A 15,090-nucleotide genomic window follows, 5' to 3' on the forward strand; every position below is an offset into this window, starting at 1 on the left:
TCACCCAAGGAGCCTCCGTGCTCCTTGGGGTTCTTCAGCCCTCGTGCTCCTTAGGGTCCCAGAGCGTCACCAGGCGCCCCTCACCCATCCAGAGCTCATCCCAGTCGGACTCCACCTCGATCACCGCGAACGCGCCCGGCCGGAACACGTACTCCCCTCCGGCCAGCCCCACGGCCAGCTCGTGCACCCCCGGGTTGTGCCCGCACAGCACGACGGTGCTCGCCTCGGGATCGACCCGGCGGACCAGCTCCAGCAGCTCATCGGGATACGCCTCGTAGATGTCCCGCTCGTAGCTGATCTCCACCTCGGGAAAGGCGATCTCGGCGGTGCGCTTGGTCCTGAGCGCCGGCGAGCACAGCACGACGTCCGGGTTGAGCCCGGCCGCCCGTATCTCGTCGCCCGCCCGCTTGGCGTCCCGCTCGCCCCGCCCGGTCAGCGGCCGCTCCCGATCGGCCAGCCCGGGAACGTGGGCGGCCTTCGCATGCCGCAGCACAATCAAGGTCCGCACCAGATCACCCCGTCCTCGAAGCCCAGACGGCCAGCCCGACGATCACGGCCAGGATGACGAGCATCCCCAGCAGAATGAGGCCCAGGGTCTTCCCACCGCTGGGCTGCTTGTCACCTTTCACGCGCCCAGTTTCCCACCACACCACCCCGCCCCCACGCCCGCCTTCACCCCCACCACCGCCGAGCCTGCACCTCATACACGCCGGCACCCCGCAGACCCCGGCACGCCGCATTCCCATTTCATACACATCCGCACCACCGCATAGCGCGCACGTCCTGCACGCCCGCACCCCGCGATACCTGCACGTCCGCCACCAAGACGCCCACTGTCCACGCGCCGCAAACCGCACCTACCCCGGCCCCGAATCGCCCGACGAGCCCGCTCATCCCGTTCGTCCCGCCAGGTCCCACATCGACGTCCGCGCCCCTTTCAGCACCCCCTCGCCCATCCCACCCGACGAGACACCCTCGACCGCGTCACCCGGCGCAGGAGCCGACGACCAGCGGCCCCGGACGTCCGAAGGCCCGGAGGAGCCCGGAAAGACGAGACGCCCGCCCCTACGCAGTAGGGCGGGCGTCTCTCCAGGGTATTGCGGCGTGTTACGAGGCCACGGGCTGGTGCTCGCGGTTGTCGTTGTTGGCCGGTTCGGTGCTCACGGAGCGCCGCTTGGACACCACGATGGCCCCGACCACCACGGCCACCGCCACCACCGTGACGCCGATCCGCAGGGCCGGGTTGCCCGCATACAGCACCACCGCGGGCGCGACCAGCAGCGCCACCAGGTTCATCACCTTGATCAGCGGGTTGATGGCAGGCCCGGCCGTGTCCTTGAACGGGTCGCCGACCGTGTCGCCGATGACGGTGGCGGCGTGCGCCTCCGAGCCCTTGCCACCGTGGTGACCGTCCTCCACCAGCTTCTTGGCGTTGTCCCACGCGCCACCGGAGTTCGACAGGAAGACGGCCATCAGCGTGCCGCACGCGATGGCCCCCGCGAGGAAGGCGCCCAGCGACGCGTACCCGAGGGCGAACCCGACCGCGATCGGCGTCATGACCGCCAGCAGACCGGGCGTGGCCAGCTCGCGGAGCGAGTCACGGGTGCAGATGTCCACGACCCGGCCGTACTCCGGCGTCTCCGAGCCGTCCATGATGCCCGGCTTGTTGCGGAACTGGTCGCGTACCTCGAAGACCACGCGCATCGCGGCCCGTCCGACCGCCATGATCGCGAGCCCCGAGAAGAGGAACACGACCGCGGCCCCGATGATCAGGCCGACCAGGACGTTCGGCTGGTCGATGCTGAGGCTGAAGGTGGCGAACTCGCCGAGCGCGGACTTGACCGCCCCGCTCGCCTTGGCCAGCTCGCCCTCCACCGCGGTGCGGAAGGCGCCGAACAGCGCGGTCGCCGCCAGCACGGCCGTGGCGATCGCGATGCCCTTGGTGATGGCCTTGGTGGTGTTTCCGACCGCGTCCAGGCTGGTGAGCACGCGGGCCCCCTCGCCCTCGACATCGCCCGACATCTCGGCGATGCCCTGGGCGTTGTCGGAGACCGGCCCGAACGTGTCCATGGAGACGATGACGCCGACCGTGGTCAGCAGACCGGTGCCCGCCAGTGCCACCGCGAACAGCGCGATCGTCACGTTCCCGAACCCGAGCAGGAACGCCCCGTAGACCGCGCCGCCGATGACCAGGGCGGAGTAGACGGCCGACTCCAGGCCGACGCTGATGCCGGCCAGGATGACGGTGGCCGGGCCGGTGGCCGAGCTCTCGCCGATCTCGCGTACGGGACGGCGGTTGGTCTCGGTGAAGTAGCCGGTCAGCAGCTGGATGGCGCTGGCCAGCACCAGGCCGATGAGCACCGCGCCGATGGCGATGAGCCGCGGGTTGGCGTCGGACTGCTCGGTGGCGCCGGTCAGGGCGCTGAAGCTGTCGGGCAGATACAGGAACGCGGCCACGGTGACGAGCACCGCGGAGATCGCGGCCGAGATGAAGAAGCTGCGGTTGATCGCCGACATGCCGTTGCGGTCGCGGTCGCGCATTCCGGTGACGAAGATGCCGATGATCGCCGTGATCACGCCGACCATGGGGACGATCAGGGGGAAGACCAGCCCCTGCTCGCCGAAGGCCACCTTGCCCAGGATGAGGCTGGCGACCAGCATGACCGCGTACGACTCGAACAGGTCGGCCGCCATGCCCGCGCAGTCACCGACGTTGTCGCCCACGTTGTCGGCGATGGTCGCGGCGTTGCGCGGGTCGTCCTCCGGGATGCCCTGCTCGACCTTGCCGACCAGGTCGGCGCCGACGTCGGCGGCCTTGGTGAAGATGCCGCCGCCGACTCGCATGAACATCGCGAGCAGCGCCGCCCCGAACCCGAACCCCTCGAGCACGCCAGGGGCGTTGCCCTGGTAGATGAACACGACCACGGCCGCGCCGAACAGGCCGAGGCCCACGGTGAACATCCCGGCCACACCGCCGGTGCGGAACGCGATGCGCATGGCGCGCTTCTCGCCCGAATCGTTGGCCGCGGCGGCGACACGGACATTTCCGCGCACGGCCAGCCACATGCCCATGAACCCGGTCAGCGCGGAGAAAACCGCACCAACCACGAAGAAGATCGAACGTCCGACGACTACGTCCGATTCCCCCGGTAGTAGGAGCAACAGGATAGGTATTGCGACGACGAAGATCGCCAATGTGCGGAACTGGCGCGCCAGATAAGCGGCGGCGCCTTCTTGTACGGCACGCGCGATGTTCTGCATGCGCTCCGTGCCTTGGCCGGCGGACAGCACTTCGCGCACCAGGCCGCCGGCGACGGCTAGTGCGATCAGTGCGACCGCGGCGACCACGATCACGATGGTGAGATTGTTTCCACTCAGGGCCAGATTGGACGCTGGCTCCGCTGCCAGCATGTGCCTGCTCATCGTTCTCCTCGGCAAGACCGGTCGTCCTGCCCGGGCGGTGCTGCAGTTTTCCTCGGCGGGTGTTGCGGCACCATCCGGGTTGTGGGTGCCGCTTCCGGTTGAATCCGCGTTCCGCCGGATCACCTTGGCCGGTGCCGGGAGTCTACGCAGGCACTGAACGGATATGAAGGCTCTCGAGGTGGCTATTTGTGCGCGCGTCCAGTAATCCCCTGACAGCGGGCCGGTTTGCGGCCTGACAGGCGAAATTTCCCCGGGTTTAAGGTCATGAAAACCTCCGGATAGTGACGGACCGAAACTTGGGCCGCCTGGAGCGATGCTGGAGGGACCTGAGAGGCGGAGGCCGACCACCGAAACGACCGCCCAGCATGGTCACCGCCACCTACCACCGCCACCCGACCACGGCACCACCGCCCAGGACACGGCACGCGGGCCCCCTACCCGCGACCACCCCACCGGGTCCCCGTGAACGAGGCCACATCGAGGGCCCGCCCACGCCGCGAACCGCACCTCATCCGACGACCGGAATCGCCCACCGCCCCCGTCGCCTGGACTCGCCACGCGACGACCGGACCCACCGTCCGCCTTGTGCGCTCATTCACCCACATGGCCACCCACACCACGGCCGCGTTCCCGCCAGAGGCTCATTCACCCCACATGACCGCCCCACGCCATGGGCGTGTTCACCCCATACGACCGCCCCACACGGCGGGCGTGTTGCGCGTCATACGACCGCCTCACGCTACGGGCGTGTTCACGCCATAGGACCGTCCATGCCGGGGACATGTTCACCCCACTGACCGCCCCGCCACGGGCGTGCTCACGCCTTACGACCGTCCATGCCATGGGCGTGTCAGCCCCACGAGCCGGTCCACGCCGCTGAGGCCTTCGTTCCGAGTGGCCGTCGCGCTATGGCCGGCCTCGTCGCATCCCGCAGTGTCGCTCGCCTCGAGAACCCGCTTGCCACGCGGCCGCCCCACCACGAACCCGCCCACTCCGCGAGCCCGCCTGCCCGCCTGCCGAGCCCACCCATAGGACCGTCCTCCCCGCGAACCGTTCGCCCCGCGCGACAGCCCACCCACGAACTCCGACCACCCGTCGCGACCACCCGTAGGGCCGACTCCGCCTCACGATCCCACTCACCCCACGCGACAGCCCACCCACAAACCCGGTTTGCCCGTCGGGGCCACCAGTAAGGCCGACTCCGCTCCACGAACCCCACTCGCCCCGTAGGGCCGACGGAAGACGGAAGCCATGGTGCCCGTGCGCCGTGACGGTGGCCGGCCATGTGCGGGTCAGCGGGCGTCTCCCTGGAGGCGCTCAGCCACGTGTGGCGGGTGGCGCCGCCCGTGCTCCGCCGTACAAGATGGGGTTTTTGAGCACAGAACAGCCGCACGCCGGGCGCCACAAAGGGACGCCCGGCGGAACGAGGCGGGACGGCGGAGCCCGCTCAGACCTTGGCGGTCGCGGGCCAGCTCATGCGGATGTTCGTGCCCTTCGGGCTGGGGAAGATCTCGACGTCGTCGGCCAGGCCCTCGATGACCGCGAGGCCGAAGCCCGACATGAACGAGTCAGAGAGCATACCCAGATCGAGGGGTTGCTCCTGCTTGATCTCATCGCTGGGGGCCTGGTCGCTGACCGTGACCTCGAAACGCCCGGAGTCGTCACGCAGCTCGATGCGGATGGGCTCGCCCGGACAGTGGACGCGGTGCGCCTCGACTGCCCGGGAGCAGGCCTCACCCACAGCGAGCCTGACCTCGTCCAACAGGGACTCCTCCACGCCGGTGCGGCGAGCGATCGCCGTCGCCACCAGCCGCGCGGTCCGCACATGGGCGGGAAGAGCGCTGAACGTCAGCTCGACGGTAGCCATGCTACTTGTCTTTGCCGTGAGCTTCCTTGGCCTCGTCGACCGAAGCGTAGATCCCGAAGACCTTGGTCAGACCGGTAATCCGGAAGATCTTCAGGATGCGCTCCTGCGTGCAGACAAGCTCGAGCGAGCCGTCGTGCGCACGAACCCGCTTGAGCCCCCCGACCAGGACGCCAAGGCCCGTGGAGTCGAGGAAGTCCACCTTCTCCATGTTGACGAGCAGGTGGAAGTTGCCCTTGTTCACCAGGTCGATGAGGAGCTCACGCAATCTCGGCGCCGTGTAGACATCGATCTCACCCTCGACCTCCACGATGGTGAGTCGGTCTTCGGTGCGGTGATCCAACTTCAGATCCACAGATCCTCCAGCGCCTCGCCTGCGAAACTACTCTCTTGGGACTGGCAATCTGGAGCGTGGCCCCAGATCGTCCGACCCTGACGCGCGGCATTCAACCATGCGTCTGGCTTGTGTCTATACGAAATCACGATTCCCGGCGACTTTGCCCATCGATGCAAGACTGGAAACAGTGACTTCCTCCGCATCCTCCCCACAACAGGCGGGTCCACTCCTCCGCCACCTGCTCGGTGTTCCCGCACGTCATGAGCGTGTCACCCATGTGGAGCATGTTCCAGCACGTCGGGCGGGTCAAGCGGGATGGCCCAAATGGACGCCAGAAGTACTTGTTACGCGCTTGGCGAACCGCGGGGTGACAGGACTCTGGCCTCACCAGTACGAGGCCGCCGACCTGGCATTCCGTGGCCGAAACGTGATCATCTCAACGGGTACGGCGTCGGGGAAGTCGCTGGCGTACCTCACCCCCGCCGTCGCCTCGTGCCTCGACGGCGGCACGGTCCTGTACCTGACCCCGACCAAGGCCCTGGCCGCCGATCAGCTGCGCGGCCTGCGCGAGCTGCGCATCACCCAGCTCCGCGCGGCCTGCTTCGACGGCGACACGCCGTTCGAGGAACGTACGTGGGTGCGCCAGCACGCCAACTACGTCCTGACGAATCCGGACATGTTGCACCGCAGCATCCTCCCCCGCCACGCCCAGTGGTCCTCGTTCTTCCGCCGGTTGCGCATGGTCGTCATCGACGAGTGCCACGGCTACCGCGGCGTCTTCGGCTCCCACGTCGCCCAGATCCTGCGCCGCCTGCGCCGCGTCTGCGCCCGTTACGGCTCGCGCCCCACGTTCCTGCTCGCGTCGGCGACCGCCAGCGAGCCGGGCGCGTTCGGGATGAGGTTGACGGGGCTTGAGATGGACGAGGTGACCGTGGACGCCTCGCCCAAGGGTTCCACCACCATCGCGCTGTGGGAGCCGCCCCTGACCGAGCTACGGGGCGAGGGAGGGGCTCCTGTGCGGCGGACGGCCACGGCGGAGGCGGCGGATCTGCTGGCGGACCTCGTCCTGGCCGACGTCCGCACACTCGCCTTCGTACGTTCCCGCCGCGGCGCCGAAACGGTCGCCCTGACGGCCCGCGCCAAGCTCGCCGACGTGGCCTTCTCCCTCTCCACCCGCCACCCCCGCCCCTCCACCCCCCGCCATCCGAACACAACGGACACCACCCTCAACCACCACCTGGACGCGGCGAAGCCACCCCACACCACCCAGCCGACCCCGCCAAAAGCAGATCCCGCCCTCAACCACCGGTCGGGCACAGCCGGCACCACCCAGCCCACCCCGCTGGAACCAGCCCCCACCACCCATCACCAACCACCAACCACCGACCAGCCCACCGCGCCGGAAACGGACCCCACCCTCAACCACCAGCCCGGCACAGCCGAGCCAGCCGACACCACCCAGCCGGCCCTGCTGGAAACGGACCTCACCACCCATCCACCAGCCCGCGCCACCCAGGACATCCCGCCGGAAGCGGATCCCGCTCTCAGCCACCAGTCGGGCACAGCCGAGCCGACGGGCCCCGCCACGCCGGAACCATCTCGGACCACCAGCGGGCTCTCCGCGACAACCACGGCGGTCAGCACGTCAAAGCATGAGGGCCCGGCAGCCGCCCCGGCCTCGGAGAGCTCCCTCAGGTGGGCACTCCCCGACGCCCCCGCCCAGCCGGACTGGACCGACCTCCCCAACAAGATCGCCGCCTACCGCGCCGGATACCTCGCCGAAGACCGCAGGATCCTGGAGAAGGCCCTCCGCTCGGGCACGATCATGGGCCTGGCCACCACCAACGCCCTCGAACTCGGCGTGGACGTCTCAGGCCTCGACGCCGTGCTGATCGCGGGCTGGCCCGGCACCCGCGCCTCCCTCTGGCAGCAGGCGGGCCGGGCGGGCCGCGACGGCCAGGACGCGCTCGCCGTGCTGATCGCCAGGGACGACCCCTTGGACACCTACCTCGTCCACCACCCCCAGGCCCTGTTCGGCCAACCCGTCGAGGCGATCGTCCTCGACCCCGACAACCCCTACGTCCTGGGCCCCCACCTCTGCGCCGCGGCCGCCGAGATCCCGCTGACCGACGACGACCTGCCCATCTTCGGCACCACCACCTCAACGGTCCTCGATGACCTGGTCTCCCAGGGGCTGCTCAGGAGGCGCCCCGCGGGCTGGTTCTGGACCAGGCGGGAGCGTGCCACCGACCTCGCCGACATCCGAGGCGGCGGAGGCGCTCCCATCCAGGTCGTGGAGTCGTCCACCGGCCGCCTCCTGGGCAGCGTGGACGAGCCGTCCGCGCACACGACGGTGCACACGGGCGCGGTCTACCTCCATCAGGGCGAGACCTTCCTGGTGGAGCTTCTGGATCTGGAGGCCGGGGTCGCCCTGGTGTCCAACGCGACTCCAGATTTCACGACGTTCGCTCGCGACATCACCGACATTTCCATCCTCGCTTCCCAGCGCTCCCATCCCCTGGGCCCAGGCACGCTCCACTTCGGCGAGGTGGAGGTGACCCGGCAAGTGGTCTCGTACCTCAAAAGACGCCTCCAATCAGGCGAGATGCTCGGCGACGAGCCCCTGGACCTGCCACCCCGCACCCTCCGCACCCGCGCCGTCTGGTGGACGCTCCCCGCCTCGGCGGTCGCGCCGCTCGCCGAAGCGGGCATCGACCTCGGTGGCGCCGCCCACGCCGCCGAACACGCCTCCATCGGCCTGCTCCCCCTCTTCGCCACCTGCGACCGCTGGGACATCGGCGGCGTCTCCACCGAACTGCACGCCGACACCGGGCTGCTCACCGTCTTCGTGTACGACGGCCACGAGGGCGGGGCGGGTTTCGCCGAACGCGGCTACGCCCGTGCGGCCGAGTGGCTGACCGCCACGCGCGAAGCCATAACCTCATGCGAATGCGAACGCGGCTGCCCCTCCTGCATTCAATCCCCGAAATGCGGCAACGGCAACGAACCCCTCGACAAACGAGGCGCCGTCCGCCTCCTCAACACCCTGCTGTCTTCTCAGTAAAACGCCAAGACATCCACACAAGAACTGTCACCGAGAGCGCGTCACCTGGCGCTCATTTTCCCGCGCGAGCGAGCGCCTGCCACCCGTAAATACGGGTCCGCCGGACCCGTTGGCCCGATCACCCGGAACCCCTCCGGAGCCGCCGTCCCGAGCACCCCGCGACCCTCTGGACCTGCCATCCCGAGTACCCCGAACCCATCTCCACCTGCGCTATCGCACGCCAACCCAGACCTCGGACCCGGTCGATCGATAAGCCGAATCAAATAGCCGATTTAGCTTTCGCCATCTCTATGCCGAGGACCCACAAAAGCGCGTTCCTCGCCTTCACCCTTGTCATCGTCTTCGCCGGACCAGAAATCGGCCGCCCCCGGCTGCGGACGTTCCCAGAATCCGCTGTCCTCCATTGACCGAGGAGACGGCGGCAGATAATCATCCCAGCGATCCTCCATCCGCGCGGCGGGCCGAACGGGGGACACATCGGGCTTGGGGACATCCGTGACCGCGGAACTGGGCAAGGTGATGCGAACAGGCCCCTGGCGGGTTTCCGGGGCGTCTCGCACCTCCTCCACCACCCCGAACGCGGCGGAGGCATCCTCACGCTTCCGGTCGAGCGCGGGCGGCGCCGACGACCGTTCCGGAGTCACCCCTTCGGAACTCTCATCTGACACCGGCCGCTGATCCCGGGACTGATCGGGAACCCGAGTCTTGGCGACGGCCAGGATCACGGCGGGCCGCCGCCGGGGCGGGGCCGTGGTGACCGAAACGCTTTCGTTCGCGTGAGCGGCCTGAACCCCGCCGACCGGCGACGCGCTCACACCCGGCGCCGCTGCCGTCATACCAGGCGTGGAGCTCTCACCCGTGGCGAGCGCCCGCCGCCGCGCCCAGGCCCCCGCATGGGCGCCGAACAGCAACAGGAGGACGCCCGCTGCGACGTAGAGGCCGTACTGGCCGAGGTTCCCGATCGGTGACTCGCTCGACTGCGCCTTCACGTCGGGCTGGACGGGAGCGGTGTCCGCGCCACGCTTCGCGTCGGATGGGCGCAGACCCCCCCTTTCGTCGGCCGTGGGGATCGGCAGGTTCCCGTTCGGGTCGGCGTCGGGTATTTCCGGAAGCTTGGCTGTCGTCCGCTTGTGTGTCGTCGGCTTCGTCGTCGGCAGGGTCTGTCTCTTGGCGGGCAGCGTGGGGAGCGGGTCGACGTTCTTGGTGGTCTTCGGGGTCCGGGTGCCGGTGGTCCTCTTCTTCGTCGGCGTGGGCGTCGGTGCGGCGGGGAAGGCGACGTACGCGGCGGCCGAATTGCCCGACCCGATCGACCCGCCGTCGCCGTCACCCCTGAACGCCTTGACCGTGAACCCCACCTTCTGGCCCTTCGCCTTGGCCGGCACGGCCAGCACCGCCTGGCACGTGGACCCGGCGCACGCGCTGTCGGCGGGCAACCTTCCCACGATGCCGGACTGGCTGTTGGAGACCTCGTACGACTGCAGGTCGGGCTCCGAGCCCTTGCTCCAGGTCAGCCGGACCTTGGCGCTGCCCTGCCGGGTCGCGTTCACGTTGCCCGGCGCCCCGGGCGGCCGCCGGAGCTTGAACGTGCTGCTCGCGTATTGGCTCCCCGTGAGTTCTCCCTTGAGGGTCACGGTGAAGGTCCCGTTCGGGGCGTTGCCGGCGTCGAACGTGCCGGAGATCGTCTGGCTCGCTCCCCCTCCGGCGACCTTCTGGCTGGGCGTGGAGGGCCCCTCGACGTAGAGGCCCACGGTCAGCTGTATCACGCCTGTTTGCGCGGAAACGGTCACAGACGAGCTCGAAAGCACCTGGCCGTCAGCGGGCGAGGTGATCTGCCCGGACGTGTCGGCCCGCCAGGTCACCGCGGCGGCCTGAGCGGTCCCGCCAAGCGCGATGGAGCCGGCCACGATCATCCCTGTGGCCACCACTCTGCCGACTACCGTCACGACGCTTCCCTCCATCGAGAGCCTCGCGCCGCCTGACCACCCTGGGGCGTTCACGCGACGACCGGAAGTGCAGTCCACCCGGCCGATACGGTCACCGACCGTCCCCGTCCCCGCACCCTAGCGACTTCGCTCCGGCGCTCACAGGCGCCTTGTCACATACGGCATGGACTGAGGGTAAGCGGAACCTTACGGTACATACACAACTCTTGGACACCACGTCCAAGAACTCGTGACTGGATCGCGACCTAGCCCCGCAATCCCCAACCGCCACACCCGTTTTCGGCCAATCAGTCGATTCATTCGCGCGTTTCGCATCAACCGAAATGTCGCCATTCACCACATTTACTCCCCAGCGACCGTGCCACCCATTCGCCAGCGAAGAACACCCGGTCGACGACTCACGAACGCGACAAGGACGGTGCACCGCGGGGCAACTCACCCGAAGCGGACCCCAGGCACAGACCAACCCCAGCGCAGACTGACCCCAGGCACAGACCAACCTCAGGCACAGACCGACCTCAGACGCTCACGACCTCAGACGCTGACAACCTCAAGCACAGACGACCTCAAGCACAGACCGAGAGCGATCTCGGCCCTCGCCACCTGCTCCTCAGCCAACAACCGACCTCACCTTCGCGCCCGACTCCCCACCCACCCATCTCCCTCCTTCGCCATCAGCTCCCACACCAGCCAGCCCGCCCCACCCTCCGCCACCAGATCCTCGGCAACGATGCCTCCGGCAGGGTCACCGATCTACACTTCGGGGCCGTGGCTGCAACCAAGCGCGGTGGGTCCTTCTACGACGCACCCCAAGTCGTCGGGCGGTACCTCGGCCATCGGCATAGTGGCGTGTCGAGCCCCAACCATGTGATGGAGGAACCGGCTTTCCTGGCGGAGTTGGGTGAGGTCGCTGGGCTTCGGGTGTTGGATCTCGGGTGCGGGGATGCGGCCATCGGACAAGTCCTGTTGGATGCCGGCTGTCGTAGCTACCTGGGATTGGACGGCTCCGCGGCGATGGTCGAGGCTGCCAACGCGGCGTTAGGCGGAACAGCCGGCCGCGTCGAGATGGTTGACATCGAGGACTTCTCCGCTCCGCCCTCTTCGTTCGATCTGGTTGTTTCGCGGCTGGCCTTTCACTATGTCGAGGATATCGAGCCGGTGCTGGCCACCCTCCATGGATGCCTGTCACCCGGCGGACGCATCATCTTCACGGTCGTTCATCCGGTTCTGACCTCGCACGACTCCGGCGTTCGGGAGAAGCGAACGTCTTGGGTTGTGGATGACTACTTTCTCCAAGGGCCACGGGAAAGGGAGTGGATGGGCAGCACCGTCACGTGGTTCCACCGCACTGTAGAGGATTATGTTGTCGCGCTCACGAAGGCAGGATTTTCGCTGACCTCGCTGCGCGAGTGTGCACCTTTCGAGGATCGCTTCGCCGGGGATGCTGATGAGTTGACGCGTCGGCGTCGCGTTCCGTTGTTTCTCCTGCTTTCCGGCATGCGCGCTTGATCACTAGGTGTGTACGCCACCGACGACGATCAGGGAGCCATTTCCGCTGGACCGGCCCTAGACCTGGCCATGAGCGTACGGGGGCCTAATACCGGTAGTGAGATCGACAGCGAGATCCAAACATCGGCGATTTCTTCAGCGATTTTGCATTGGGTCAGCTTCACGCCGTTCTGGCTGGCCAGGGTAGCGGCTCGGGCGCAGGCGGTTTCTGGATTGATTATCGCTAGTTTGGCCGCGGCAAGGGCGCTCAGATCAGCGGCACTGTTTACGCGATGGCGTGCCACGCGTACCGAGCCCAGCGTGGCGAACGCCGTGGCCACCGCCATCAGAAGACCCATGAGAGCTACACCCCACAGTGTGGCTGAGCCCTTTTCTTTAGTATTGATGGGGACCTCCTCGCCTGCCGGGCTCGTTTTCCTGTGGTTATGGGGAATATCCAGGCTCGGTGTCGGCGACAGCCGCGGCGGATATTCGTACTGCGGGCAATGATTGAGCCCAGGGTGGTCGTACTTCTACAGTGATCTGAACCTTTGTGGTTTCCGTGTCGCGGGTTACGGCTACCTGCGCCCCCGGGCGGATGGCCGTACGGGCTCGGATGATGACCTGGTCGAGGGGCTCGCCCCTGGCCGCGGCTCGTGCCGCCGCGCGGGCCACGTCCACGCACTCGAGCTGGGCGCTGACGGCTTGGACGGCCCACAGCGCGGCTGCGAGGACGACCATGAGCGCGGGCAGCATCGCGGCGGTCTCGGCCGTGACCGAACCCCGCGATGCCGACCGCTTCCTGCCCAGGGAGGTCCGCGCTTGGCGGACGGTCATCCGGTGGTGGTATTGAGCGCTCGATCTATAAGGGCTTTCAGCATTTCCTGAACCTCTGGACTGCTCACCACCTTGAACAAAAGTGCGGCGAAGGCGCAGGCCGCAATCGTGCCTACTGCGTATTCGGCTGTGGACATACCGCGCTCACGATTGACCGTCGCGTAATGAAGCCATCGGTTGGCTCGCGTCGGAGCGAGGCGGGTGGCGAGCCCAACTGAGGCCGGCTCGGATGATCCGTTTTGCGTGCTCGTGGTGATCTTGGATGTCGTCGAGTTTTCCCTCAGAGACTTGGTCGAGGTTTCCCCTGACGGCCAGGCGGTGTGAGCAGTGGCTTCCGCGGCGGCATTGAGGGCTGATGGGGCGCTTCGGGTGATGTGGATGCGGCTGAGTGAGAACTTGCCGACTGTTTCGTTGCTCGATGTGGGGTGACTGAGTTCTGGGGTGGCTTTGATGTCGTCTGGCATGGTGGCGGGACTGTGCATCGTGCCTCCAGGTAGTGCTCGGAGCCGGGGTCTTGTCCGGCGGGAGTCCTTAGGGTGGCCGAAGCAGGGTCGCAGGAGATGGACCGAACGGCGTTCTGTGGAGGACGTTGAGTTTTCCACAACCAGGGGGTTGACCTGGGCCTTTGTGGTTACTTAGTCACGTACTGGACTAGTTGGCCCGCGAGTGGCCCGTTGTTCACGTTTTCGCAGGTCGGATCACTATCGGGTGGTCGTTTGCCCTGTTAGGGCCGCCTCGATGCAGCGGCCAGCCGTGCGGTAAGCGCCAGGCGTGCACCCGCGCGTTCTCGCTCGAAGCGATGACCAGATCCATCAGCCCTCGCCCTCGGACTCACCCGCCGCCGAGGCGACCGAGTGGCGCGCGGCCCCGAGCGGGTTACGCCCCCGCGTACCCGCCATCGACTCACCGGCCGCCGAAGCGACAAGGGCGGCCGCCGCCCCGTTGATCGGGACCACGGCGGTCGCGCTCCAGCAGCGCACCCCACCGTCCTTGGCCATGTCGTAGGCCAGGCCCTCCACCCGCACCGGCATGCCCGGCACCAGGCGATGCTGCACCCCCTCCAGGTTGAACTTGATCATGGTGGAGTCGTTGCCGTCCATCGCCAGCAGCTTCACCACCATGACCGGCTGACCGTTCTCGGCCACCTTGACCTTCTTGGTGGCGAAGTCCTTGGCCGCAGCGGGCGCGGACGTGACCGTGAACCCGAGACCGCTCGTGTCGATCGGGAATCACATCCGCACCTCCCAGCATCTGGGGCGTTCCGGTGATAGCCACAATGCCAGACCATAATCAAACACATGTTCGATTGATTCATTGCCATACCCGCACGGCACACCAGCGGCCCCAGCACCCTGGGGCGTGCTATGGGCCGCCCCTCCTCCCGGACCGGAGCCGCTCATCACCGTTCCAGCATGGCCCGCGCCACCGAGCCGCAAAGGTTCGGCCACGAACCCCTCTGAGGGGAAATCCGGGGAAGGTGTCGAGGACTCATTGGGTTTACGGTTGCGAGGAGGGGTGCCTATGTAGGTATCCATCCGGCATCGGGCGCTCTCCCCAGCCGCTATTCGCATGGGGGATCACTATGGCTATCCACAACTATCTCGTCGGCGCGTCTATCCGCCTGATGCAACCCGGGCCAGGAGACGACTGGACGCACAGGCAGTCACGCCGTCGCGCCCGACGACGCGGCTACCGCCGCTGAGCGAACCAACAAGTCAGGGCGCCCACAGGGCGCTCTGACAGCTTGAGCGCCCCGAGCGCTGTGTGATGACCTTCCCTTCTACATCAAGCCCGTCCGGCCGAGGGGCTACGCCCCGCGGGAATGATCTTGGTGGGGCGGTAGCCCACCACCCACCCCCCTCACCCTCCCGCGTAGCCGCCCCCATAAGTGGGAGTGCGGACACGCCGCAGCCGTTGCCACCCAACGCGCCCGCGTTGGGTCCGCCTCGCCGTTCCCCCTCTTCGCCCCGGGGAGGGGTTCCCCTCCCCGGTCCCCTTCCCAGGGGGAGAGGCTGCCGCCCCTCCCCTTGCCCCCACCCCGCTCGCACATCGCTTCGCTCGCGCGTGGCCCGCATTGCTTCGCTCGCGGCCAAACCCACCCCACGGCCGTTTCCCGGCCGTATCGGGCACGCGG

At 67.8% G+C, this 15,090-nt stretch carries 11 protein-coding genes; 2 read left to right on the top strand and 9 right to left on the bottom strand.

The features are described 5' to 3' along the window. Nucleotides 1-34 precede the first annotated feature (34 nt). From AB0L65_RS34050 to AB0L65_RS34065, 4 genes are all read right to left on the bottom strand, one after another. Nucleotides 35-508: a histidine phosphatase family protein gene (locus AB0L65_RS34050; RefSeq protein ID WP_364253739.1), complete on the bottom strand. Its 474-nt coding sequence runs from the start codon at nucleotides 506-508 to the stop codon at nucleotides 35-37. 599 nt (nucleotides 509-1,107) lie between these two features. After that, nucleotides 1,108-3,423 carry a sodium-translocating pyrophosphatase gene (locus AB0L65_RS34055; protein ID WP_364253742.1) on the bottom strand — a complete coding sequence of 772 codons (2,316 nt, stop codon included), beginning with the start codon at nucleotides 3,421-3,423 and terminating at the stop codon, nucleotides 1,108-1,110. Between the two features lie 1,447 nt (nucleotides 3,424-4,870). Further along, nucleotides 4,871-5,290 (bottom strand): ATP-binding protein, encoded by a 420-nt coding sequence (locus AB0L65_RS34060; protein WP_350739630.1) that lies wholly within the window; start codon nucleotides 5,288-5,290, stop codon nucleotides 4,871-4,873. 1 nt (nucleotide 5,291) lies between these two features. Next, the gene (locus AB0L65_RS34065) at nucleotides 5,292-5,642 is read right to left on the bottom strand and encodes an STAS domain-containing protein (protein WP_043629845.1); all 351 of its coding nucleotides are present in this window, start codon (nucleotides 5,640-5,642) and stop codon (nucleotides 5,292-5,294) included. Between the two features lie 409 nt (nucleotides 5,643-6,051). On the opposite strand from AB0L65_RS34065, the gene AB0L65_RS34070 reads away from it, so the two are divergent. Next, complete coding sequence (locus AB0L65_RS34070) at nucleotides 6,052-8,688, top strand: DEAD/DEAH box helicase (RefSeq protein ID WP_364253745.1); 2,637 nt, start codon at nucleotides 6,052-6,054, stop codon at nucleotides 8,686-8,688. A 272-nt stretch (nucleotides 8,689-8,960) separates the two neighbouring features. Here AB0L65_RS34070 and AB0L65_RS34075 read toward each other — a convergent pair whose 3' ends face one another. Continuing rightward, nucleotides 8,961-10,631: a hypothetical protein gene (locus AB0L65_RS34075; protein ID WP_364253748.1), complete on the bottom strand. Its 1,671-nt coding sequence runs from the start codon at nucleotides 10,629-10,631 to the stop codon at nucleotides 8,961-8,963. 768 nt (nucleotides 10,632-11,399) lie between these two features. On the opposite strand from AB0L65_RS34075, the gene AB0L65_RS34080 reads away from it, so the two are divergent. Continuing rightward, nucleotides 11,400-12,140, top strand: a complete 741-nt coding sequence (locus tag AB0L65_RS34080) for a class I SAM-dependent methyltransferase (protein ID WP_364253751.1) — start codon at nucleotides 11,400-11,402, stop codon at nucleotides 12,138-12,140. Nucleotides 12,141-12,169: 29 nt separating this feature from the next. Here AB0L65_RS34080 and AB0L65_RS34085 read toward each other — a convergent pair whose 3' ends face one another. The 4 genes from AB0L65_RS34085 to AB0L65_RS34100 form a co-directional block, all read right to left on the bottom strand. Next, on the bottom strand, nucleotides 12,170-12,598 hold the full coding sequence (locus tag AB0L65_RS34085) for an Rv3654c family TadE-like protein (protein WP_364254095.1): 429 nt from the start codon (nucleotides 12,596-12,598) through the stop codon (nucleotides 12,170-12,172). Next, a complete protein-coding gene (locus tag AB0L65_RS34090) occupies nucleotides 12,564-12,956 on the bottom strand; it encodes a TadE family type IV pilus minor pilin (RefSeq protein WP_364253754.1) in 393 nt (130 codons plus the stop codon). Before AB0L65_RS34090 ends, AB0L65_RS34085 begins: the two co-directional genes overlap by 35 nt. Further along, nucleotides 12,953-13,420: a DUF4244 domain-containing protein gene (locus tag AB0L65_RS34095; protein WP_364253757.1), complete on the bottom strand. Its 468-nt coding sequence runs from the start codon at nucleotides 13,418-13,420 to the stop codon at nucleotides 12,953-12,955. Before AB0L65_RS34095 ends, AB0L65_RS34090 begins: the two co-directional genes overlap by 4 nt. 348 nt (nucleotides 13,421-13,768) lie before the next feature. Next, on the bottom strand, nucleotides 13,769-14,101 hold the full coding sequence (locus tag AB0L65_RS34100) for a hypothetical protein (protein ID WP_364253760.1): 333 nt from the start codon (nucleotides 14,099-14,101) through the stop codon (nucleotides 13,769-13,771). Nucleotides 14,102-15,090: the final 989 nt, after the last annotated feature.

The organism is Nonomuraea sp. NPDC052116 (assembly GCF_040680035.1).
In the GTDB taxonomy this organism is placed as follows: Bacteria; Actinomycetota; Actinomycetes; order Streptosporangiales; family Streptosporangiaceae; genus Nonomuraea; species Nonomuraea angiospora_A.